Source organism: Actinophytocola sp. (genome assembly GCF_050699915.1).
Lineage (GTDB): Bacteria > Actinomycetota > Actinomycetes > Mycobacteriales > Pseudonocardiaceae > Actinophytocola.
Window position 1 is genome coordinate 1 of sequence record NZ_JBOHGA010000002.1, and the last position, 15528, is coordinate 15528.

Consider the following 15528-nt stretch of genomic DNA (forward strand, 5'->3'; position numbering starts at 1 on the left):
GCCGGCGGCCGGGCCCGCGGCGCAGCGCGTCGGCGAGGTCGCTGTGCAGGCGGGCCCGCAGCGGGTCGGTGAGGTCGCGGTAGACGGCGTCGGACAACAGCGCGTGGCGGAACCCGATCGCGCCACCGCGCTCGCGGAGCAGTCCGGCCCCGAGCGCCTCGCCCACCGCGCGCGCCGGGTCGCCGACGAGGGGGAGCGCGGCCACCTCGGTGCGGTCGAGGTCCCGACCCGCGGCGGCGACCAGCTCGACGAACAGCCGGGCCGGGGCGCGCAGCCGACTGATCGCGGCCCGGGAGGCGCCCTGCAAGCCCGCGGCGGGATCGGCGGCGGTCTCCAGCGCGATGAGCGGGTTGCCGCCCGCGACCTCGACGATCTGCTCGACCCGTGACTCGGGCAGCTCGGCCACGAGCCGCCGGATCGTCGTCGGCGGTAGCGGAGCCAGCTCGAGGTCGGCGGCGAGCGCGCCGCAGGCCCGCAGCGCGCCGAGCATCCCGTCGACGTCCGGGCGACGCGGCAGCCGGCGGCGGGTGAGGAGCAGCAGCGCGGGCAGGCGGGTCAGCCGGCGTCCCGCGTACGCGGTCAGCTCGAGGCTGGAGAAGTCGGCGAGCTGCAGGTCCTCGACGAGCAGCACGAGCGGCCGGCGCCGGCAGGCCCAGGTGAGCAGCTCGACGACGGCCTCGAAGAAGCGCACCCGGTCGAAGTCCGGCTCGGTGGCCGCCCTGGCCGGCTCGCCCGCGGCGGGCACCACCCGGGCGAGGTCGGCCGGCCAGCTCGCGTCCCGCGGCAGCGGCCCGGCACGGGCGACCAGGCTCGCGACGAGCTCGCTCCACGGCCCGAACGGCGCCGGCGGTCCGAACCCGGTGGCCGCTCCCCGGGCGTCGAGTGCCCCGGCAGCCGCCGCCCGCGCGCACACCTCCTCCGCGAGCCGCGTCTTGCCGATGCCACCGTCCCCGCTGAGCGCCACGGTCCGCCCGGCCCCGCTCGCGGCCGTTCGCCAGACGGTCAGCAGTTCCCCGAGCTCCTGCTCCCGCCCGGTGAGCCCCCGGTCGTCCGGTTCGTCGGCCTCCAACCGCGGAGGATCCGGCGCGGGCTCGTCGGCGAACAGCAGCGCCGTCGTCCGGACGTCCGGGGCGACGTCGAGCTCCGCGCGCAGGCGGGTCTCGAGGCGTCGGTAGGCGGCCACCGCGGCGGCGCGCTCGCCGGTGGCCAGCAACAGGCGGACCAGCGTGCGGGTCGCCGACTCGTCCACGGGTCGCAGGGCCGCCCAGCGGCGGGCCCACTCGGCGGCCGTGGCCGGTTCGGCCGCCGACTCGGCGAGCCGGGCCAGCACCGCCGCGCGCCGGGCGTCGTACTCCTCGCGCAGGTCGAACACCCACTCGGCGTCGAACCGGTGCAGCAGCTCCGCCCGGCACAGCCGCTCCGCCTCGGTGAACCGACCGGCCGCCATCGACTCGTCGAACTCACGAACGTCCACCACGACGTCCGCCAGCTCAACGCTGTCCCGGCTCGCCCGCAGGTGCCCGCCCGCAGTGCCGATCGCAGTGCCGACCGCGTTGCGCAGCGCCCAGATCGCGCTGCGCAGGCTCGCCCGCGCGCTCGAGTCCGGCACGTCCGGCCAGAACGCCGCCGCCAGCCGGGACCGGTCGTGCGGTCCCGGGTGCACCGCCAGCCAGGCGAGCAGTTCGCACGCCTTGCGGCTCGCGGGCAGCGCGAGTGGCTCGCCGTCGACTTCGGCCGCGAGCTCACCGAACAGCAGGATCCGCACCACCGCTCCAGTGTCCGCGTTGGACGGTCCCGCGGGCAACACCAGCGGGTTGACGCTCGGTTGACGGTGCCCGCGGACGCTCGTGGCACCCGAGTCGAGAGGAACCGGCCATGAGCACCACCGAGACCACCTTCAACGTCGAGGCGTTCCGCCGCGGCATCGAGGACCGCGACGCCGCCGCGCTGATCGACCTCTACGGCGACGACGCGGAGCTGCGGATCGTCGACCGCACCAGCCCACCGAGCAGCCCGCGCGTACTGAGCGGCAAGCAGGCCGTCGCCGCCTACCTGACCGACGTCTGCGCCCGGGACATGACCCACCACCTCGAGCGGTTCGTCGTGCAGGGCGACACCGCCGCCTACCTGGAGTCCTGCCGGTACGCGGACGGCACCCGCGTGCTCTGCTCGGCCGTGCTCGACCTCGCCGGCGGCCGGATCATGCGCCAGGTCGGCGTGCAGGCCTGGGACGAGTGAGGGAGGCAACGCCATGACCAGCACGACCACCACCGAGCAGCACGACTTCGCCCGCCCCGACGAGGTCCGCGAGTTCGACCGGGGCCGCCTGGAGCTGCTGCACGTCGGCGGCAGCGAGATCGGCCGCCTTGTCCTGCGACCGGGCTGGCGATGGTCCGAGCACGTCAAGCCGATCGCCGGCACCGAGCTGTGCGAGGTCCCGCACTTCCAGTACCACGTCGCCGGGACGCTGCGCGTCCGCACGGCCGACGGCCTCGAGTTCGACGCCACCTCCGGTCAGGTCACCAGCCTCCCCGCCGGCCACGACGCGTGGGTCGTCGGCGAGGAGGAGGTCGTCATCGTCGACTGGTGGGGCGCGAGCACCTACGCCAAGCCGTAGCGGCCCCTGAAATCAGCTCGCCCGTGCTCACCTCGTCCGATACGTTCCGGCGATGGCGTGTCGGATGGGTGAGCTCGTACTCGGTTGCCGCGACCCCGAGCTGCTGGCGCGGTTCTGGTGCGAGGTCCTGGACTTCGTCGTGCTCGAACGCATGGACGACGGCTCGGCGGAGATCGGGCCGCGCGAAGGGTTCGGCGGTCCGCAGCCGACGATCATCCTCAGTCGCCGGGAAGAGCCGGAGCCCGGGAAGTCTCGGCTGCACATCGACGTCAACCCCACCGACCGCGACCAGGACGCCGAGCTCGAACGCCTGCTGAAGCTCGGTGCGCGCCCGGCCGACATCGGCCAGACGGGCCAGGAGCAGTGGCATGTCCTGGCCGACCCGGAAGGCAACGAGTTCTGCCTGCTCAAGGGCCGTATCGACCCCCTCTGACGCTAGATGGTGCCTTCGACGGGGTCGGGTTTGACGTCTCCGCCGGTGCTCGAGCTGCCGCCGCTGGCGTACTCCTGGCCGTCCGCGATCACCTTGTACGTGAACTGGCCCTCGCCGTGGTGGTAGACGATCCGGTAGGTGGTGCGTTGCGGCCATTCGGGGATCTCCACCAGCTTGCGGTAGGGCAGCTTCACGTTCCGCAGCGTCAACCGGTCGCCGTTGATGGTCACGGTGAGGGCCTTCAGCCGCGCGTCGCCGAACGCGTAGATCTCCAACATCCGTGGCTCGGGCGCGACGGAGGTGGTCACCTGGGCCGGCGCGTCGGACGTCGGGGTGGCCCGCGTGGTCGTGCCGGACTTGGCGGTCTCGTCCTCCGGGATGGCGGCGATCAGGGCGGCCGCCACACCCCCGCCCGCGACCAGCGCGCCGGCGCCGAGCAGCACGGCGCGCCTGCCGAGCCGGCGGGGTGCCTGCCCGCCGAGCGGGTCGAGGGGCGGGTTCCGCGCTTCGCCGGCCCGGGTGGCGATCTCGGTGGTCACGGCGGCGGGCAGGGGCGCGCCCGCGAACTCCGCCAGCGCGGGAGCCAGGTCCGCGAGCCGTGGGCGCTGCGCCGGGTCGACGCGCAGGCAGGGCTCGATGAGCGCGCGCAGCCGCTCGTCGCCGACGTCGGCGTCACGCGGGTTGCCGGTGAGGGCGAACGACAAGGTGGCGCCGAGGGAGAACACGTCGCTGGCGGCGCTCACCCAGCCGCCCGCCGCCTGCTCGGCCGCCAGGTAGCCCGGCGACCCGACGGGCACGCCGCCGAGGTGGGCCTGCCCGTCGCGCAGCGTGGCCGCGATGCCGAAGTCGGCCAGCCGCGGGCCGTCGCCGGTGAGCAACACGTTGGCGGGCTTGAGATCCAGATGCGCCACGCCCGCCCGGTGGACCGACGCCAGCGCCTCGACCAGTCCCGCCGCGACCGTCCACACCGCGGGCGAGGGCAGCGGGGCCGCGTCGCGCAAGGTGACCGACGGGAGGAACTCCATTGCCAGCCACGGCACGGCGGCGTCGGGGTCGGCGTCGACGATGCCGGGGCTGTAGCGACCGCCTACGGCGCGAGCCGCGGCGACCTCGCGGCGGAACCGGTCGCGGTAGGCGGGATCGGCGGCGAACTCGGTGTGCACCGCCTTGAGCGCCACCGCCCGCCCGGTGCTCGACCGTCCGAAGTAGACAATGGCAAGGCCGCCCGCGCTGATCCTGGCCAGCACGCGGTAGCGCCCGATGGTCCGCGGATCGTGTCGCTCAAGAGCCCGCACGCGTACCTCCCGGTGGCGCGAGCGCCTCGACCGCACCGTCGCGCGTGCCGACGTAGACCATGTCGCGCACCGCGCACGGCGGCGTCTTCCGGTTGACGTCCGCCTCGTAGGTCCACCGGGTGGTGCCGTCCGCGGCGTCGAGCACGTGGACCGCGTCGCCCACGGACACCTGCAGCACGCCGTCCGCGTGGCCGACCACGCAGTCGCGGCCGAACTCGCGTGACCACCTCCGCGCACCGGTCGCGGCGTCCAGCGCGATCACCTCGCCCCGCCCGCCGCCGAGGTAGACCACGTCTCCCACGGGCACCGGCGTGCAGGCCACCAGCATCGACGCCAACCGCCACAGCGACTTGCCGTTGGATCTCGCGATCGCGTGCAACACCCCGTCGGGGTCGATCGCGAACACCGCGCGGTCGCCCACCGCGAGGTAGTACGGCGAACCGACGCGGTAGGTCCACCGCGTCCGGCCGGTCTCGGCGGCCAGCGCGGTGAGCGCGGTCTCCGACGCGGCGACGACGATGTCCCCGCGGGCGGCCAAGCCGCTCTGCGCCGCCACCGGCGCGGTCCAGCGGCTCGCTCCGTTCGCGGAGTCCCGCGCGCGCAGCGTCTCGAAGCCGAAGCAGGTGACCGAGCCCGTGTCGACCAACCGGACGATGATCTCCGAGAACGGCGGCTGGTAGGACCAGCGGACGGCCCCGGTGCGGGGGACGAGCGCGCGCAGCACCGGGTTGGCGTTCTCGGCGGCGAAAACGCGGCCGTTGTCGACCTGCCCGATGCCCGTGGTCGGCGTGGTCCACAGGACCTTCCCGCTGCCCGGTTCGATGGCGTGCATCCGGTCCTCCTGGCCGATCGCCACGATGACGCCGCCCGCGGTGTACACGTCCGGGTAGTAGTCGCTGATCTTGGCGCGCCAGCGAAGGGTCGCGGTCGGTGGCGGAGCGGCGGTCGTCGGCGGCTCGGTGGTCGGCGGCGGCGCGGAAGGAGCCGCGGCGGGCTCGTCCCGGTCGCGAAGCGCCGCGATCCCGACAACGGCCGCGGCCGCCGCCGCGCCGCCGGCGATGAGCAGGGTGCGCCTGCGCGGGCCGGGCCGCTCCACCACGGGGTCGGCGGTCTCCTCGGCCATGACCCGCGCCGACGCCGGCCGCGGGTCGGGGCGTGCGACGGGGTCGTCGGTGCCGCGGCGGTCGATCTCCTCGCGCACCGCCGCGGGCAGCCAGTCCCGGCCGTGCTCACCCGTCAGCTCGAGCAGGGCGGCGGCGCCGGGCCGGTCGGCGGGGTCGCGGGCCAGGCACGCGGCGACCGCCCCGCGCAGCCGGTCGTCGGCGATGCCGGCGAGATCGGCCTCGCCCCGTTCCATGCGACCGAGGATCGTCGCGGCGTCGCCCGCGCCGAAGGGGGCCCGACCGGTTGCGGCGTAGGCGAGCACGGCGCCCGCGGCGAACACGTCGGCCACCGGGCCGACCGGTTCCCCGCGGGCCTGCTCGGGCGCCATGAACCCGGGGGTGCCGATGACCGAGCCGACGACGGTGATCGCGGTGGCGTCCTGCGGCCGGGCGATGCCGAAGTCGATGAGCCGCGGGCCGTCGGCGGTGAGCATGAGGTTGCTGGGCTTGATGTCTCGGTGGGTCATGCCGATCCGGTGGATCTCGACCAGCGCCTCGCCCAGCCCGGCGGCCACGACGCGCACCGCGTCGGACGGCAGCGGCCCGTGCCGGTCGACGGCCTCGCGCAGTGTCACGCCGACCAGGTACGCGGTGACCAGCCAGGGCGCGCTCGCATCCGGGTCGGCGTCGAGCACGGGTGCGGTGACTGTGCTCGTGACCTGTGCGGCCGCGGCCGCCTCGCGGCGGAACCGGGCTCGGAACCGAGGATCGGCCGCGAAGCGCTCCCGGATGACCTTGACCGCGACGGCGCGTCCGCCGGGGGAGCGGCCGAGGTACACCACGCCCATGCCGCCCTCGCCGAGCCGGCCGAGCAACCAGTACCCGCCGATGCGATCCGGATCTTCCGGGCGCAGCCCCTCCACGTGTCCCCCAACCTGGCCGAAGTCCACCCGCGACGGCTGGGCTCAGCGTAGCCATCCGTCGATGCGGTCCCCGGCCGGCGTTCGGGTCGTCATCCGCAGAGGACCGTGCGGTCGCGTCGGGGCATGGTGCCCGGCCCGCGTCGGGACTGGTCCCGGGCGGGACCCCTCCCGAGGCGCGCACGCGACAGTTCCCGTGCCACGTCGGTCGACCAGAGGACACTCGCGATGTACCAACCGCAAGAGCCGGCCGTCGACCTGTCCTGGACCAGTCCGCCGCGGCCGCGTGCACCGAGAGATCCGGTCGCCGTCGCGTTGGGCAACGCGTCGCTGTTCGGCGTCGGCTACCTGCTACTCGGCCGCCGCCTGCTCGGTGTCGCGACCGCGCTGATCTCCCTTGTGCTGCTGGTGGTTCTCGGCAGCGCGGCGCACTCGGGCTGGCTGCAGTGGCTGCTGCTCGGCTGGTGGGCCGGCATGATCGGGCACGGCTGGCTCGCCGCGCGCCGGGTGCCGACCACGACGATGACCGGGCAGCGGGTCGGCGCGGGTGTGCTCGCGGTGGTCGTGCTCGGCGCGTTCGTGGTCGTCCGGTTCGACGTCGACGGCCGCGCCGACGACATGGACGTCGCGCACGCCGACGGCGACTGCGGACTCGCTCTGTCCATTGTGGATGGTGTCGGCTTCTGGCAGCGGATCGGCGACGGCCCGGTCGCGGACGGCATGCTGGACGCCGCGGCCGCGTGCCGGCTCGTCCAGCGGGCACGAGAGCAGGCCACGACCGATCGCCTGCTGGCCGCCGAGACGATGGCGGGCTACGAGCGGCGGCCGGACGCACGCTGGACCGGCGCGCGTCGCTACCGCGAGGACCTCCTGCTCGACCAGGCCGGCGACGATCTGCTCGCCGGCCTGACCGACGCCCATCGACTGGACCTGGAGCACGGCTTCGACCTGCTGGCCAGGCTGCGGTCGGAGTTCCCGAACCGGCAGCACGACGCGGACGCCGTCCTGGACGACTTCCTGGCGGGCCTGCCGACCGACGACGCGTGCCGCACCGTGGACGTCACCGACTGGATCGCCAGGCAGGACGCGGAGACCGAGGAGCTCGACCGGGCGGGGCCGGTCGTCGCCGAGGTCGCCCCGGACGCGCTGCTGGCGTGCGCGGACACCCGCCTCGCCGCGGGCGATCCGACCGGCGCCCGCGACCGTTATCGGCAGCTCCTCGACACCTACCCGAACGATCCCGGCGCTGCGAGGGCGAAGCGCGGCAGCACGCTGGCCACCTGGGCGATCCAGCTGGGCGAGGTCCGCGCACTCGTGCAGACCACGTACCCGAACGAGATTCCGGACTACTGCGGGAATCCGAAGCCGTACGGCGCGGCACCGCGATACTCCGGGCGTGGCACGTTCCGCGCGATGGTCTTCGGGCAGGACACCCAGCGCAACAGCCTGCCGAAGGCCTGGCGGGCGGCCGATCCGAAGAACGCGGCGCTCGTCATCTGTGCCGGCGAGACCGACTACGGCGCCGTGACCGAGACCTGCCCATACGTGCCGACGACCGGCGGCGGCCCGACCAGGTACGTCTCGTTCCACAAGCAGAAGGTGCCGGTTCGGGTGTACGAGGTGCGCACCGGCCGGCGCGTGAGCAACCGCGCGCTGCAGATCGGCGGGACCAGCTGCCCGCAGATCATCAGCGTCGAGACGTACGGGACCGACATCGGACCTGGCTCGCAGTACGTCGAGTCGTCGCGTGCGGACATCCGGGCCGCGTACCAGCCCCTGATCGTTCGATAGCGAGAAGTTTTCCCGACCCCGGAGAGTCGAGTTGGTGACCTACTATCGAGCGGTGCGTAGTGGTCAACTGATCGCGGGGCGTTACCGGCTCGAGGAGGTCATCGGGTCCGGCGGGATGGGCGTGGTCTGGCTCGCCACGGACACGCGGCTCGAGCGGCCGGTCGCGGTGAAGCGTGCCTCCGTGCCGGACCGGCGCGGCGCGCGGCAGCTGCTGCGAGAGGCGAAGAACGCCGCGCGGCTGCATCACCCGAACTCTGTGGCGGTGTTCGACGCGGTCGAGGACGACGACGGCCGCTGCTGGCTGGTCATGGAGTACGTGCCGTCGACCAGTCTCGCCGATCTCATGGTCCGCGATCCCGGGTTGTCGCCGGAGACCGTGGTGTCCGTCGGCGCGCAGGTGGCCGACGCGCTCGCCGCCATGCACGCGCTCGGCATCGTGCACCGCGACGTGAAGCCGGGCAACGTGCTGGTCACCGACCAGGGCGTGGCCAAGCTGACCGACTTCGGCATCGCGACCTGGCAGGAGGTGACGGTCACCGAGACCGGGCCGGTGCCGTGCACGCCCGGCTACCTCGCACCCGAGGTGGCCAACGGCGTCGAGGCGACGACCGCGTCCGACGTGTTCTCGCTCGGCGCGACGCTGTACGCGGCCGTCGAGGGCACGCCGCCGTTCGGCCGGGGCGACGTGCAGCTGGTCATGCGACGTGCTCGCGCCGGGACGATGCCGGAGCCGGTGAAGGCGGGCGCGCTGACGCCGGTGCTCGCCTCCTTGATGGCCACCGACCCGGCGGCGCGGCCGAGCGCCGCGGGGGCCCATGAGCTGCTGACCGAGGCGGGCGGGACCAAGTCCACCGTCCACGCGCCACCGCGGTCGCGGGTGCTGCGGCGGCGGCCGGTCGGGGTGGCCGCGGCGGCGCTGGTGGTGGCCGCCGCGGTGGCGCTGATCGCGTGGCTGGTGCCCGTCGGCGAGGTGCGCGGCTCCCCGCGCTCCGCGGCGCCCGGTCCGCCAAGCCTGGGTGCCGAGCCGACGACGGTCGACCCGTGCGCGCTGATGTCGGTGACGCCGTACGAGAAGTTCGGCGACCCGAAGCTGGACGAGGACTTCGGCTCGTTCGCACGCTGCGACGTGCTCGTCGGGATCGGGGAGAACGACGACGTCGACGTGTCCGTGGAGCTCGACGACGCCGACGACGAGGACAACCTGCCCGCGCTGACCGTGCGCAAGGACGACGACGAGGAGGCCGACGATCTCTGCGCCCGCACGGTGATCATCGGCGACGGCCACATCGCCGAGGCCGAGGCCGCCACCTACAACGACAGCGGCACCACCGCGGCCGACCTCTGCGCGATGGCCGACGTCGCCGCCGCCGAGGTCGTCGACGTGCTGCGCCGCGGCCCGGTGCCTCGCGACCAGGACGAGCTGCCGGCCGAGTCGATTGCGAACTCCAACGCGTGCGCGATGGCCGACGAGGAGGTCGTCGCCCTGGTGCCCGACGTCGACCCCAAGGACCCGATGCCCGGCTTCGGGCCGTGGTACTGCCGGTGGAGCGACCCGGAGGACGGGCCGTCGAGCCTGCTGCTCCAGTTCGACCGGAACCCGCCCTATGGTCCCGAGGAGGGCCGCGAGATCCGCCTCGGCGACCGCGACGCCGTCGTGTTCCCGCGCGGCTTCGGCGACGACACGTGCGAGGTCTCGGTGATCCACCGGCGGTACGTCAACGAGCTCGACGAGGACATGATCGAGGCCCTGCTCGTGGTCGTCTACGGCGACGGGCCGACGGAACCGTTGTGTGCCACGGCGCGCCAGGTCGCGTCGCGTGCCGCGGGCAACCTGCCCGCGGTCTAGTTCGGACGGCGGCTCCTGCCAGCCGCATGCGTCCGCGAAGCGAGCAAGGCTTCGGTCAGTACTTGCTGTCCTGTTGGGACGGTGGTCGCAGCCGCAGGCCGTGCATGCCGCCGTCCACGGCGAGCACCGTGCCCGCCGTCGAGCCGGACAGCGGGCTCGCCAGGTAGGCGATCGCGTTGGCCACCTCGTCCGCCGACACCATGCGGCCCATCGGCTGGCGCGCGTTGAGCGCGGCTCGCTCGGCCTCCGGATCCTCCTGCTGGTTGAGCAACCTGTCCACCCATGGCGTGTCCGCCGTACCCGGTGCCACGCAGTTGACCCGGATGCCCTCGCGCAGGTGGTCCGCCGCCATGGCCAGCGTCAGCGCGTACACCGCGCCCTTGCTGGCCGAGTACAGCACCCGCTTCTGCAGCCCGGCCCACGCGACGATCGAGCACGTGTTGACGATCGCCGCGGCGGGGGAGTTTCGCAGGTGCGGCAAGGCGTGCCGGGACGTCCTGACCATCCCGACCACGTTGACGTCCAGTACCCGCAGCCACTCGTCGTCGCTGTTGCCGGCGATGTCGCCGACCGCGCTGATGCCGGCGTTGTTCACCACCACGTCGAGCCTGCCGAACCGCTCGGCCACAGTGTCCACAGCGGACTTGACCTGGTCGTCGTTGGTGACGTCGGCCTCGACGCCCAGGATGTCGTCTGGGAGCCCGTCCGGCTTGAGATCGAGCGCGGCGACCTTGGCTCCCCTGCTGTTCAGCAGTTTCGCCGTGGCCAGGCCGATTCCCGACGCACCGCCGGTGACGATCGCGACCAGTCCTGCGAACTCACTCACGATTTCTCTCCTGTTCACTGCGGACCACCTTGGCAACGTCCACTTTGGATTTCGCGCGCCGGCTCGGCAGGCTGAGCTGAGCGGAGAGCACCCCGACCACGCCGATCAGGACCCACAGCGCCCACGGGCCGAGCGCGTAGACGGCGCCGCCGACGAGCGGTCCGACGCCGGTGCCGAACGTGTACGCGACGCCGTGCAGCCCCTGGTAGCGCCCGACCAGGTGCGGCGGCGACAGACTGCCCAGGTAGGCCTGGGACAGCGTGCTGGAGATCATCTCGCCGAGCGTCCAGATCAGCACGGTCGCCGCCAGCATGAGCATGTCGGTCATGAGCCCGGTCAGCGCGAGGCCGATGCCGACGATCAGGTTGCCGACGGCCAGTACGTGCTCCGGCTTGTACCGGGCGATCCAGCCGGTGATGGGCAGCTCGAGGACCAGCACCAGCAGACCGTTGAGCCCGATCAGCAGACCGAAGTCGGCCGCGGTCAGGCCCACGTCGGTGACGTGCAGGGGCAGGGCGACGGTGGACTGGATGTAGACGAACTCGGCGGTCACCGTCATCAGCAGGAACCGCAGCAGGACGCGGTCGCCGAACGCCTGTCGGTAACCCGCCGCGCGGTCCGCCTTCGTGTCCGCGTCGTCGTGGTCGCCGCCCGGCTGGGCCGTGTCTCGCAGCAGCAGCGCCACGACCACGCCGAACGACAGGAACGTGGCGGCGTTGCCCAGGAAGAGCCACATGTAGGAGGTGCTGGCCAGGACGCCGCCGATGACGCCGCCCAGTGCGGCGCCGATGTTCTGCGCGAACCGGAACACGCCGAAGGCGGCGAGCCGTTGCTGGTTGGTCTCCACGGCGTCGACCAGCGCCGCGGCCGCGGCCGGTCGCTGGATCTGCGAGGTCACGCCGATGAGCCCGACCACGGCGGCGATGAGCGACAGCGGTCCGACGAACGGCACGAGCGCTGTCAGCCCGGCGGTGGTCACGGCGGACAGCACGATGGTCCATCGCCGGCCGAGCCGGTCGGCGAGGTAGCCGCCGACGGCGTTGCCGAGCATCTTGCCCACGCCGGACATGCCCAGCACCAGGCCCGCGGCACCGGCGGAGTAACCGCGCTCGGTCAGGTAGAGCACGATGAACACGGGCAGGAAGTTGCCGACCTGGTTGATCAGGATGCCGAGACTGATGACCCAGACGCGGATGGGCAGCCCGCGCAGCGAGTCGCGGAACCGCTCCTCGACGCCCGACTGTTCCGGCGGTGCGCTGCTCACGTGATGGGCTCGGTGCGCACGTGGATCATGTCGAGCAGCCGCTTGCAGTTGGCCTTCGCGTCGGTGGCGTCGGCGCCGCGGGCGGTGACGTAGCCGCCGATGTCCTCGTTCCAGGTCAGCGGCGGCACCACGTCGCCCGGCTTCACCTTGACGTGCAGGGCGACGAACGCCGGGTCCGCGCGCACGGCGTCGACCCCGGTCACCTCCACGACCCGGCCGGGCTCCGGCGTGAGAGCCAGCAGCGCCGATCCGCCCAGCGGCTCCGGCGACTCGATCAGCGGCTCCACCAGGCCGAACTTGTCGCCCAGCGTGTAGCGCTCCATGTCGACGCCGTAGGCGGCCTCGACCATCTCGTTGACCGCGTACCCGCCGATGCGGTTGTGCGACTCGATGATTCTCGGGCCGCGCGAGGTCAGCCGAACCTCGGTGTGTGTCGGACCGTTGCGCAGCCCCACCGCGTCGAGGAAGTCCGTCACCAACTTCGTGATCTCCTGCTTCTCCTCGGCCGAGCAGCCGCTGGGCTGCGAGAGTCCGAGCTCGACGAATCCGGAGCCGCCACCGAACGCCGCCTTGTCGGTCATCGCGCAGGCCACGTGCCGGCCGTCGAAGCTCAGCGACTCCACGCTGACCTCCGGGCCGTCCAGGTATTCCTCCATGAGGAAGTCGTCGAAGGAGTCGTCGCCGAACAGGTCACCGGCGACCCAGTGCCCGTCGTCGAGGGACCGGTACTTCTCGGCGACGACGTCCACGTCGGCTGGTTCGCGGACGCAGAACACTCCCACACTGCCCGACTCGCGGATCGGCTTGACGATGATCGGGAGTCCGTGCGCCTCGACGAAGTCCCGAACGTCCTGGGCGGAACGGCCGACCGCGGTGGCCATCGGGCTGATGCCCTTCGCGGCCAGGAGCTGGCGCATCCGCCACTTGTCCAGCAGCAGCTCGACGGTCTCGACGGACTCGCCGCCGAGGTCGAGCGCCTCGTTGACCCGCGCCGCCGGCAGCAGCCCGAGCTCGAACAGCGACACGGCCAGCTGGAACGGGTACGCCTCGTGCAGCGCCCGGGCCAGGGGGAGGAACCGGTCGATGTCGCCGTAGTCGAGCAGCAGCCCCTGGTCGACGTAGGGCCAGAGTTCGCGGTCATATGCGTCGGGATACTGGACGTGAACCACGTCCAGGCCGAGCTCCCGGGCCTTGCGCACAAGCTTGGGCTTGCCGCCGATGACCAGGACGCGAGGCCGTCCGTTGGGCACGACATCGTCGGACAACGTGGTTCCCTTTCTCACGTTTCCTCGAGCGACGGAGAAATCGTTCCCTAGACGGAATGCCGCTCCATATTGTGAATTATTGACGACAACACTACCATGCGCGCCCCGTCGGGAATTCCCGGATTACGGTCACCCCAACACGTCGGCGATCGCGTCGACGCCGAAATCGATCTCCTCCCGGGTAATCACCAGCGGCGGCGCCACCCGCAGATTCCCATGGGATTCCTTGCACAGCACGCCGCGCTCCGCCAGCGCCTCGGACACCTTTCGTCCGGTCGGGCGGCCTTCGGCGATCCGCACGTTGGCCCACAGCCCGCGCCCACGAACCTCGGCGACGCCGTCCAGCTCGCCGAGCCGGGCGTGTACGTACGCGCCGAGCTCACGAGAGCGCTCCTGGAACTCTCCGCCGGCCAGCAAACGCACCACCGCGCGGCCGACCGCGCACGCCAGCGGGTTGCCGCCGAAGGTCGAGCCGTGCTCGCCCGGCCGGAGCACGCCGAGCACGTCGGCCCGGCCGACCACCGCGGACACCGGCATGATCCCGCCGCCCAGTGCCTTGCCCAGCGCGTACAGGTCGGCGCGGACGCCCTCGTGCTCCAGCGCCAGCGTCGTGCCGGTTCGGGCCAGTCCGGACTGGACCTCGTCGGCGACGAACAACGTGTTGGTGTCGTCGCACAGCTGACGGACCTCGGCCAGGTAGCCCTTCGGTGGCACGACCACGCCCGCCTCACCCTGGATCGGCTCCAGCAGGACCGCCGCCGTGTTGTCGGTGACCGCCGAGCGCAGCGCGTCGGCGTCGCCGTAGGGCACGACCTTGAAGCCCGGGGTGAACGGACCGAACTCGTCGCGGGCCTCCGCGTCGGTGGAGAACGAGACGATGGTCGTGGTGCGGCCGTGGAAGTTCTCGTCCGCCACCACGATCTCGGCCGCTCCGTCCGGCACGCCCTTGACCTGGTAGGCCCATTTCCTGGCGACCTTCAGGGCCGACTCGACCGCCTCGGCGCCGGTGTTGGCGGGCAGCACCATCTCGGTGCCGGTCAGCTCCGCCAGCTCGCGGCAGAACAGTCCGAACTGGTCGTGGTGGAACACCCGGCCGGTCAGCGTCAGCTGGTCGAGCTGCGCCTTGGCCGCGGCGACGATGTCGGGGTGGCGATGGCCGAAGTTGAGCGCGGAGTACCCGGCGAGGAAGTCGAGGTAGCGCCGACCGTCCAGATCGGTCAGCCAGGCGCCTTCCCCGTGGGCGAGCACCACCGGCAACGGGTGGTAGTTGCGCGCGCTCCAGCGCTCGTCGAGGGTGATGTAGTCATGAGTGGTCATGATCGGCTCCCTGCGCGCGTCATGGTTACGGTGGTGCCGGATCCGGCCAGTGCTCGGTTGACCGGGTCGGGAACCCGCCCGTCCGCGATGCGCACCGACGCCACTCCGCCGGCCAGGGCCTCACGCGCCGCGACGAGCTTGAGTGCCATGCCACCACCGGCGAACCGGCCGGGCGCACCGGTCGCCGGCACCTCGTAGGTGCTCAGGACGCTGGTCTCGTCGTCGGGATCGGCGAGGACTCCAGGGGCTCCGGTCAGCAGAACCAGCTCGTCGGCGCCGTGTGCCGCCGCGAGCGCCGCCGCGGCGCGGTCGGCGTCGACGTTCACCGGGTGGTCGTGCTCGTCGATCGCGGGCGGGGAGACCACCGGCACGAAGCCGGACCGCAGCAGGGTGTCCGCCAGCTCGGTGCGCACCCCGCTGAGCCGGCCGCTGAGGTTGTCCCGGACCATCGTCGTCCGACCGTCCACAACGGACCGGACGGCGGACTTGCGGCGGGCCCGCAGCATGCCGCCGTCCATGCCGGTGAGGCCGACCGAGGGCACCCCGAGCCGGGACAGCTCCGCGACGATCTTCGGCTTGACCCCGCCGGCCAGCGCGAGGATGACCACCTCGAGCGTCTCCGGGTCGGTGTACCTGGTGGTCACCTGGTCCGGGGAGACGAGCGTGCGTTGCGGGACACCGAGCTTCCCGGCCAGCCGGGCGATCTCCCCGGAACCGCCGTGCACCACCAGCACGGACCGTCCTTTCTGGACGAGTCGGGCGACGTCGGCGCAGACGCCCGCGGCGTCGACGGCCCTGTTGCCGCCGCACTTGACGACGGTCAACGGTCTGGTGGTCACGGAGGCTCCAGT

At 72.8% G+C, this 15528-nt stretch carries 13 protein-coding genes; 5 read left to right on the top strand and 8 right to left on the bottom strand.

Annotation, left to right across the window (positions count from 1 at the left end; genetic code table 11):
- On the bottom strand, positions 1-1768 hold a 1768-nt coding region (locus tag ACRDSK_RS00645), incomplete at its 3' end, for an AAA family ATPase (protein WP_431437839.1).
- A 107-nt stretch (positions 1769-1875) separates the two neighbouring features.
- Here ACRDSK_RS00645 and ACRDSK_RS00650 point away from each other — a divergent pair.
- The 3 genes from ACRDSK_RS00650 to ACRDSK_RS00660 are packed head-to-tail and all read left to right on the top strand — an operon-like array spanning position 1876 to position 3050.
- Positions 1876-2238 (top strand): nuclear transport factor 2 family protein, encoded by a 363-nt coding sequence (locus tag ACRDSK_RS00650; RefSeq protein WP_431437840.1) that lies wholly within the window; start codon positions 1876-1878, stop codon positions 2236-2238.
- A 13-nt stretch (positions 2239-2251) separates the two neighbouring features.
- The gene (locus ACRDSK_RS00655; RefSeq protein WP_431437841.1) at positions 2252-2617 is read left to right on the top strand and encodes a cupin domain-containing protein; all 366 of its coding nucleotides are present in this window, start codon (positions 2252-2254) and stop codon (positions 2615-2617) included.
- 52 nt (positions 2618-2669) lie between these two features.
- Complete coding sequence (locus ACRDSK_RS00660; RefSeq protein WP_431437842.1) at positions 2670-3050, top strand: VOC family protein; 381 nt, start codon at positions 2670-2672, stop codon at positions 3048-3050.
- 2 nt (positions 3051-3052) lie between these two features.
- Here the strand turns inward: ACRDSK_RS00660 and ACRDSK_RS00665 are convergent, their stop codons facing one another.
- Both ACRDSK_RS00665 and ACRDSK_RS00670 read right to left on the bottom strand, forming a co-directional pair.
- Complete coding sequence (locus ACRDSK_RS00665; RefSeq protein WP_431437843.1) at positions 3053-4345, bottom strand: serine/threonine-protein kinase; 1293 nt, start codon at positions 4343-4345, stop codon at positions 3053-3055.
- On the bottom strand, positions 4332-6398 hold the full coding sequence (locus ACRDSK_RS00670) for a PQQ-binding-like beta-propeller repeat protein (protein WP_431437844.1): 2067 nt from the start codon (positions 6396-6398) through the stop codon (positions 4332-4334). The genes ACRDSK_RS00665 and ACRDSK_RS00670 overlap by 14 nt, the downstream gene beginning before the upstream one ends.
- A gap of 198 nt (positions 6399-6596) precedes the next feature.
- Between ACRDSK_RS00670 and ACRDSK_RS00675 the strand changes: the two genes are divergently transcribed.
- On the top strand, positions 6597-8159 hold the full coding sequence (locus ACRDSK_RS00675) for a tetratricopeptide repeat protein (RefSeq protein WP_431437845.1): 1563 nt from the start codon (positions 6597-6599) through the stop codon (positions 8157-8159).
- A 52-nt stretch (positions 8160-8211) separates the two neighbouring features.
- Entirely contained in the window at positions 8212-10005 is a 1794-nt protein-coding gene (locus ACRDSK_RS00680) for a serine/threonine-protein kinase (protein WP_431437846.1), read from the top strand.
- Positions 10006-10060: 55 nt separating this feature from the next.
- On the opposite strand, the gene ACRDSK_RS00685 is transcribed toward ACRDSK_RS00680, so the two are convergent.
- The 5 genes from ACRDSK_RS00685 to ACRDSK_RS00705 all read right to left on the bottom strand — a co-directional run bounded on the left by ACRDSK_RS00685 (position 10061) and on the right by ACRDSK_RS00705 (position 15516).
- Positions 10061-10831: an SDR family NAD(P)-dependent oxidoreductase gene (locus ACRDSK_RS00685; protein WP_431437847.1), complete on the bottom strand. Its 771-nt coding sequence runs from the start codon at positions 10829-10831 to the stop codon at positions 10061-10063.
- On the bottom strand, positions 10824-12095 hold the full coding sequence (locus ACRDSK_RS00690) for an MFS transporter (protein WP_431437848.1): 1272 nt from the start codon (positions 12093-12095) through the stop codon (positions 10824-10826). The genes ACRDSK_RS00685 and ACRDSK_RS00690 overlap by 8 nt, the downstream gene beginning before the upstream one ends.
- Positions 12092-13378, bottom strand: coding sequence for an ATP-grasp domain-containing protein (locus ACRDSK_RS00695; protein ID WP_431437849.1), 1287 nt, complete (start codon positions 13376-13378; stop codon positions 12092-12094). Before ACRDSK_RS00695 ends, ACRDSK_RS00690 begins: the two co-directional genes overlap by 4 nt.
- A 111-nt stretch (positions 13379-13489) precedes the next feature.
- A complete protein-coding gene (rocD, locus tag ACRDSK_RS00700; RefSeq protein WP_431437850.1) occupies positions 13490-14677 on the bottom strand; it encodes an ornithine--oxo-acid transaminase in 1188 nt (395 codons plus the stop codon).
- Positions 14674-15516 (bottom strand): [LysW]-aminoadipate kinase, encoded by an 843-nt coding sequence (locus ACRDSK_RS00705; RefSeq protein ID WP_431437851.1) that lies wholly within the window; start codon positions 15514-15516, stop codon positions 14674-14676. Before ACRDSK_RS00705 ends, rocD begins: the two co-directional genes overlap by 4 nt.
- Between the last annotated feature and the right edge of the window lie 12 nt (positions 15517-15528).

Excerpts from the sequence above, each read along its gene's own strand:
- ACRDSK_RS00650 (WP_431437840.1), top strand. The coding sequence starts at position 1,876 with ATGAGCACCACCGAGACCACCTTCAACGTCGAGGCGTTCCGCCGCGGC.
- ACRDSK_RS00655 (WP_431437841.1), top strand. The coding sequence starts at position 2,252 with ATGACCAGCACGACCACCACCGAGCAGCACGACTTCGCCCGCCCCGAC.
- ACRDSK_RS00660 (WP_431437842.1), top strand. The coding sequence starts at position 2,670 with ATGGCGTGTCGGATGGGTGAGCTCGTACTCGGTTGCCGCGACCCCGAG.
- ACRDSK_RS00675 (WP_431437845.1), top strand. The coding sequence starts at position 6,597 with ATGTACCAACCGCAAGAGCCGGCCGTCGACCTGTCCTGGACCAGTCCG.
- rocD (WP_431437850.1), bottom strand. The coding sequence starts at position 14,677 with ATGACCACTCATGACTACATCACCCTCGACGAGCGCTGGAGCGCGCGC.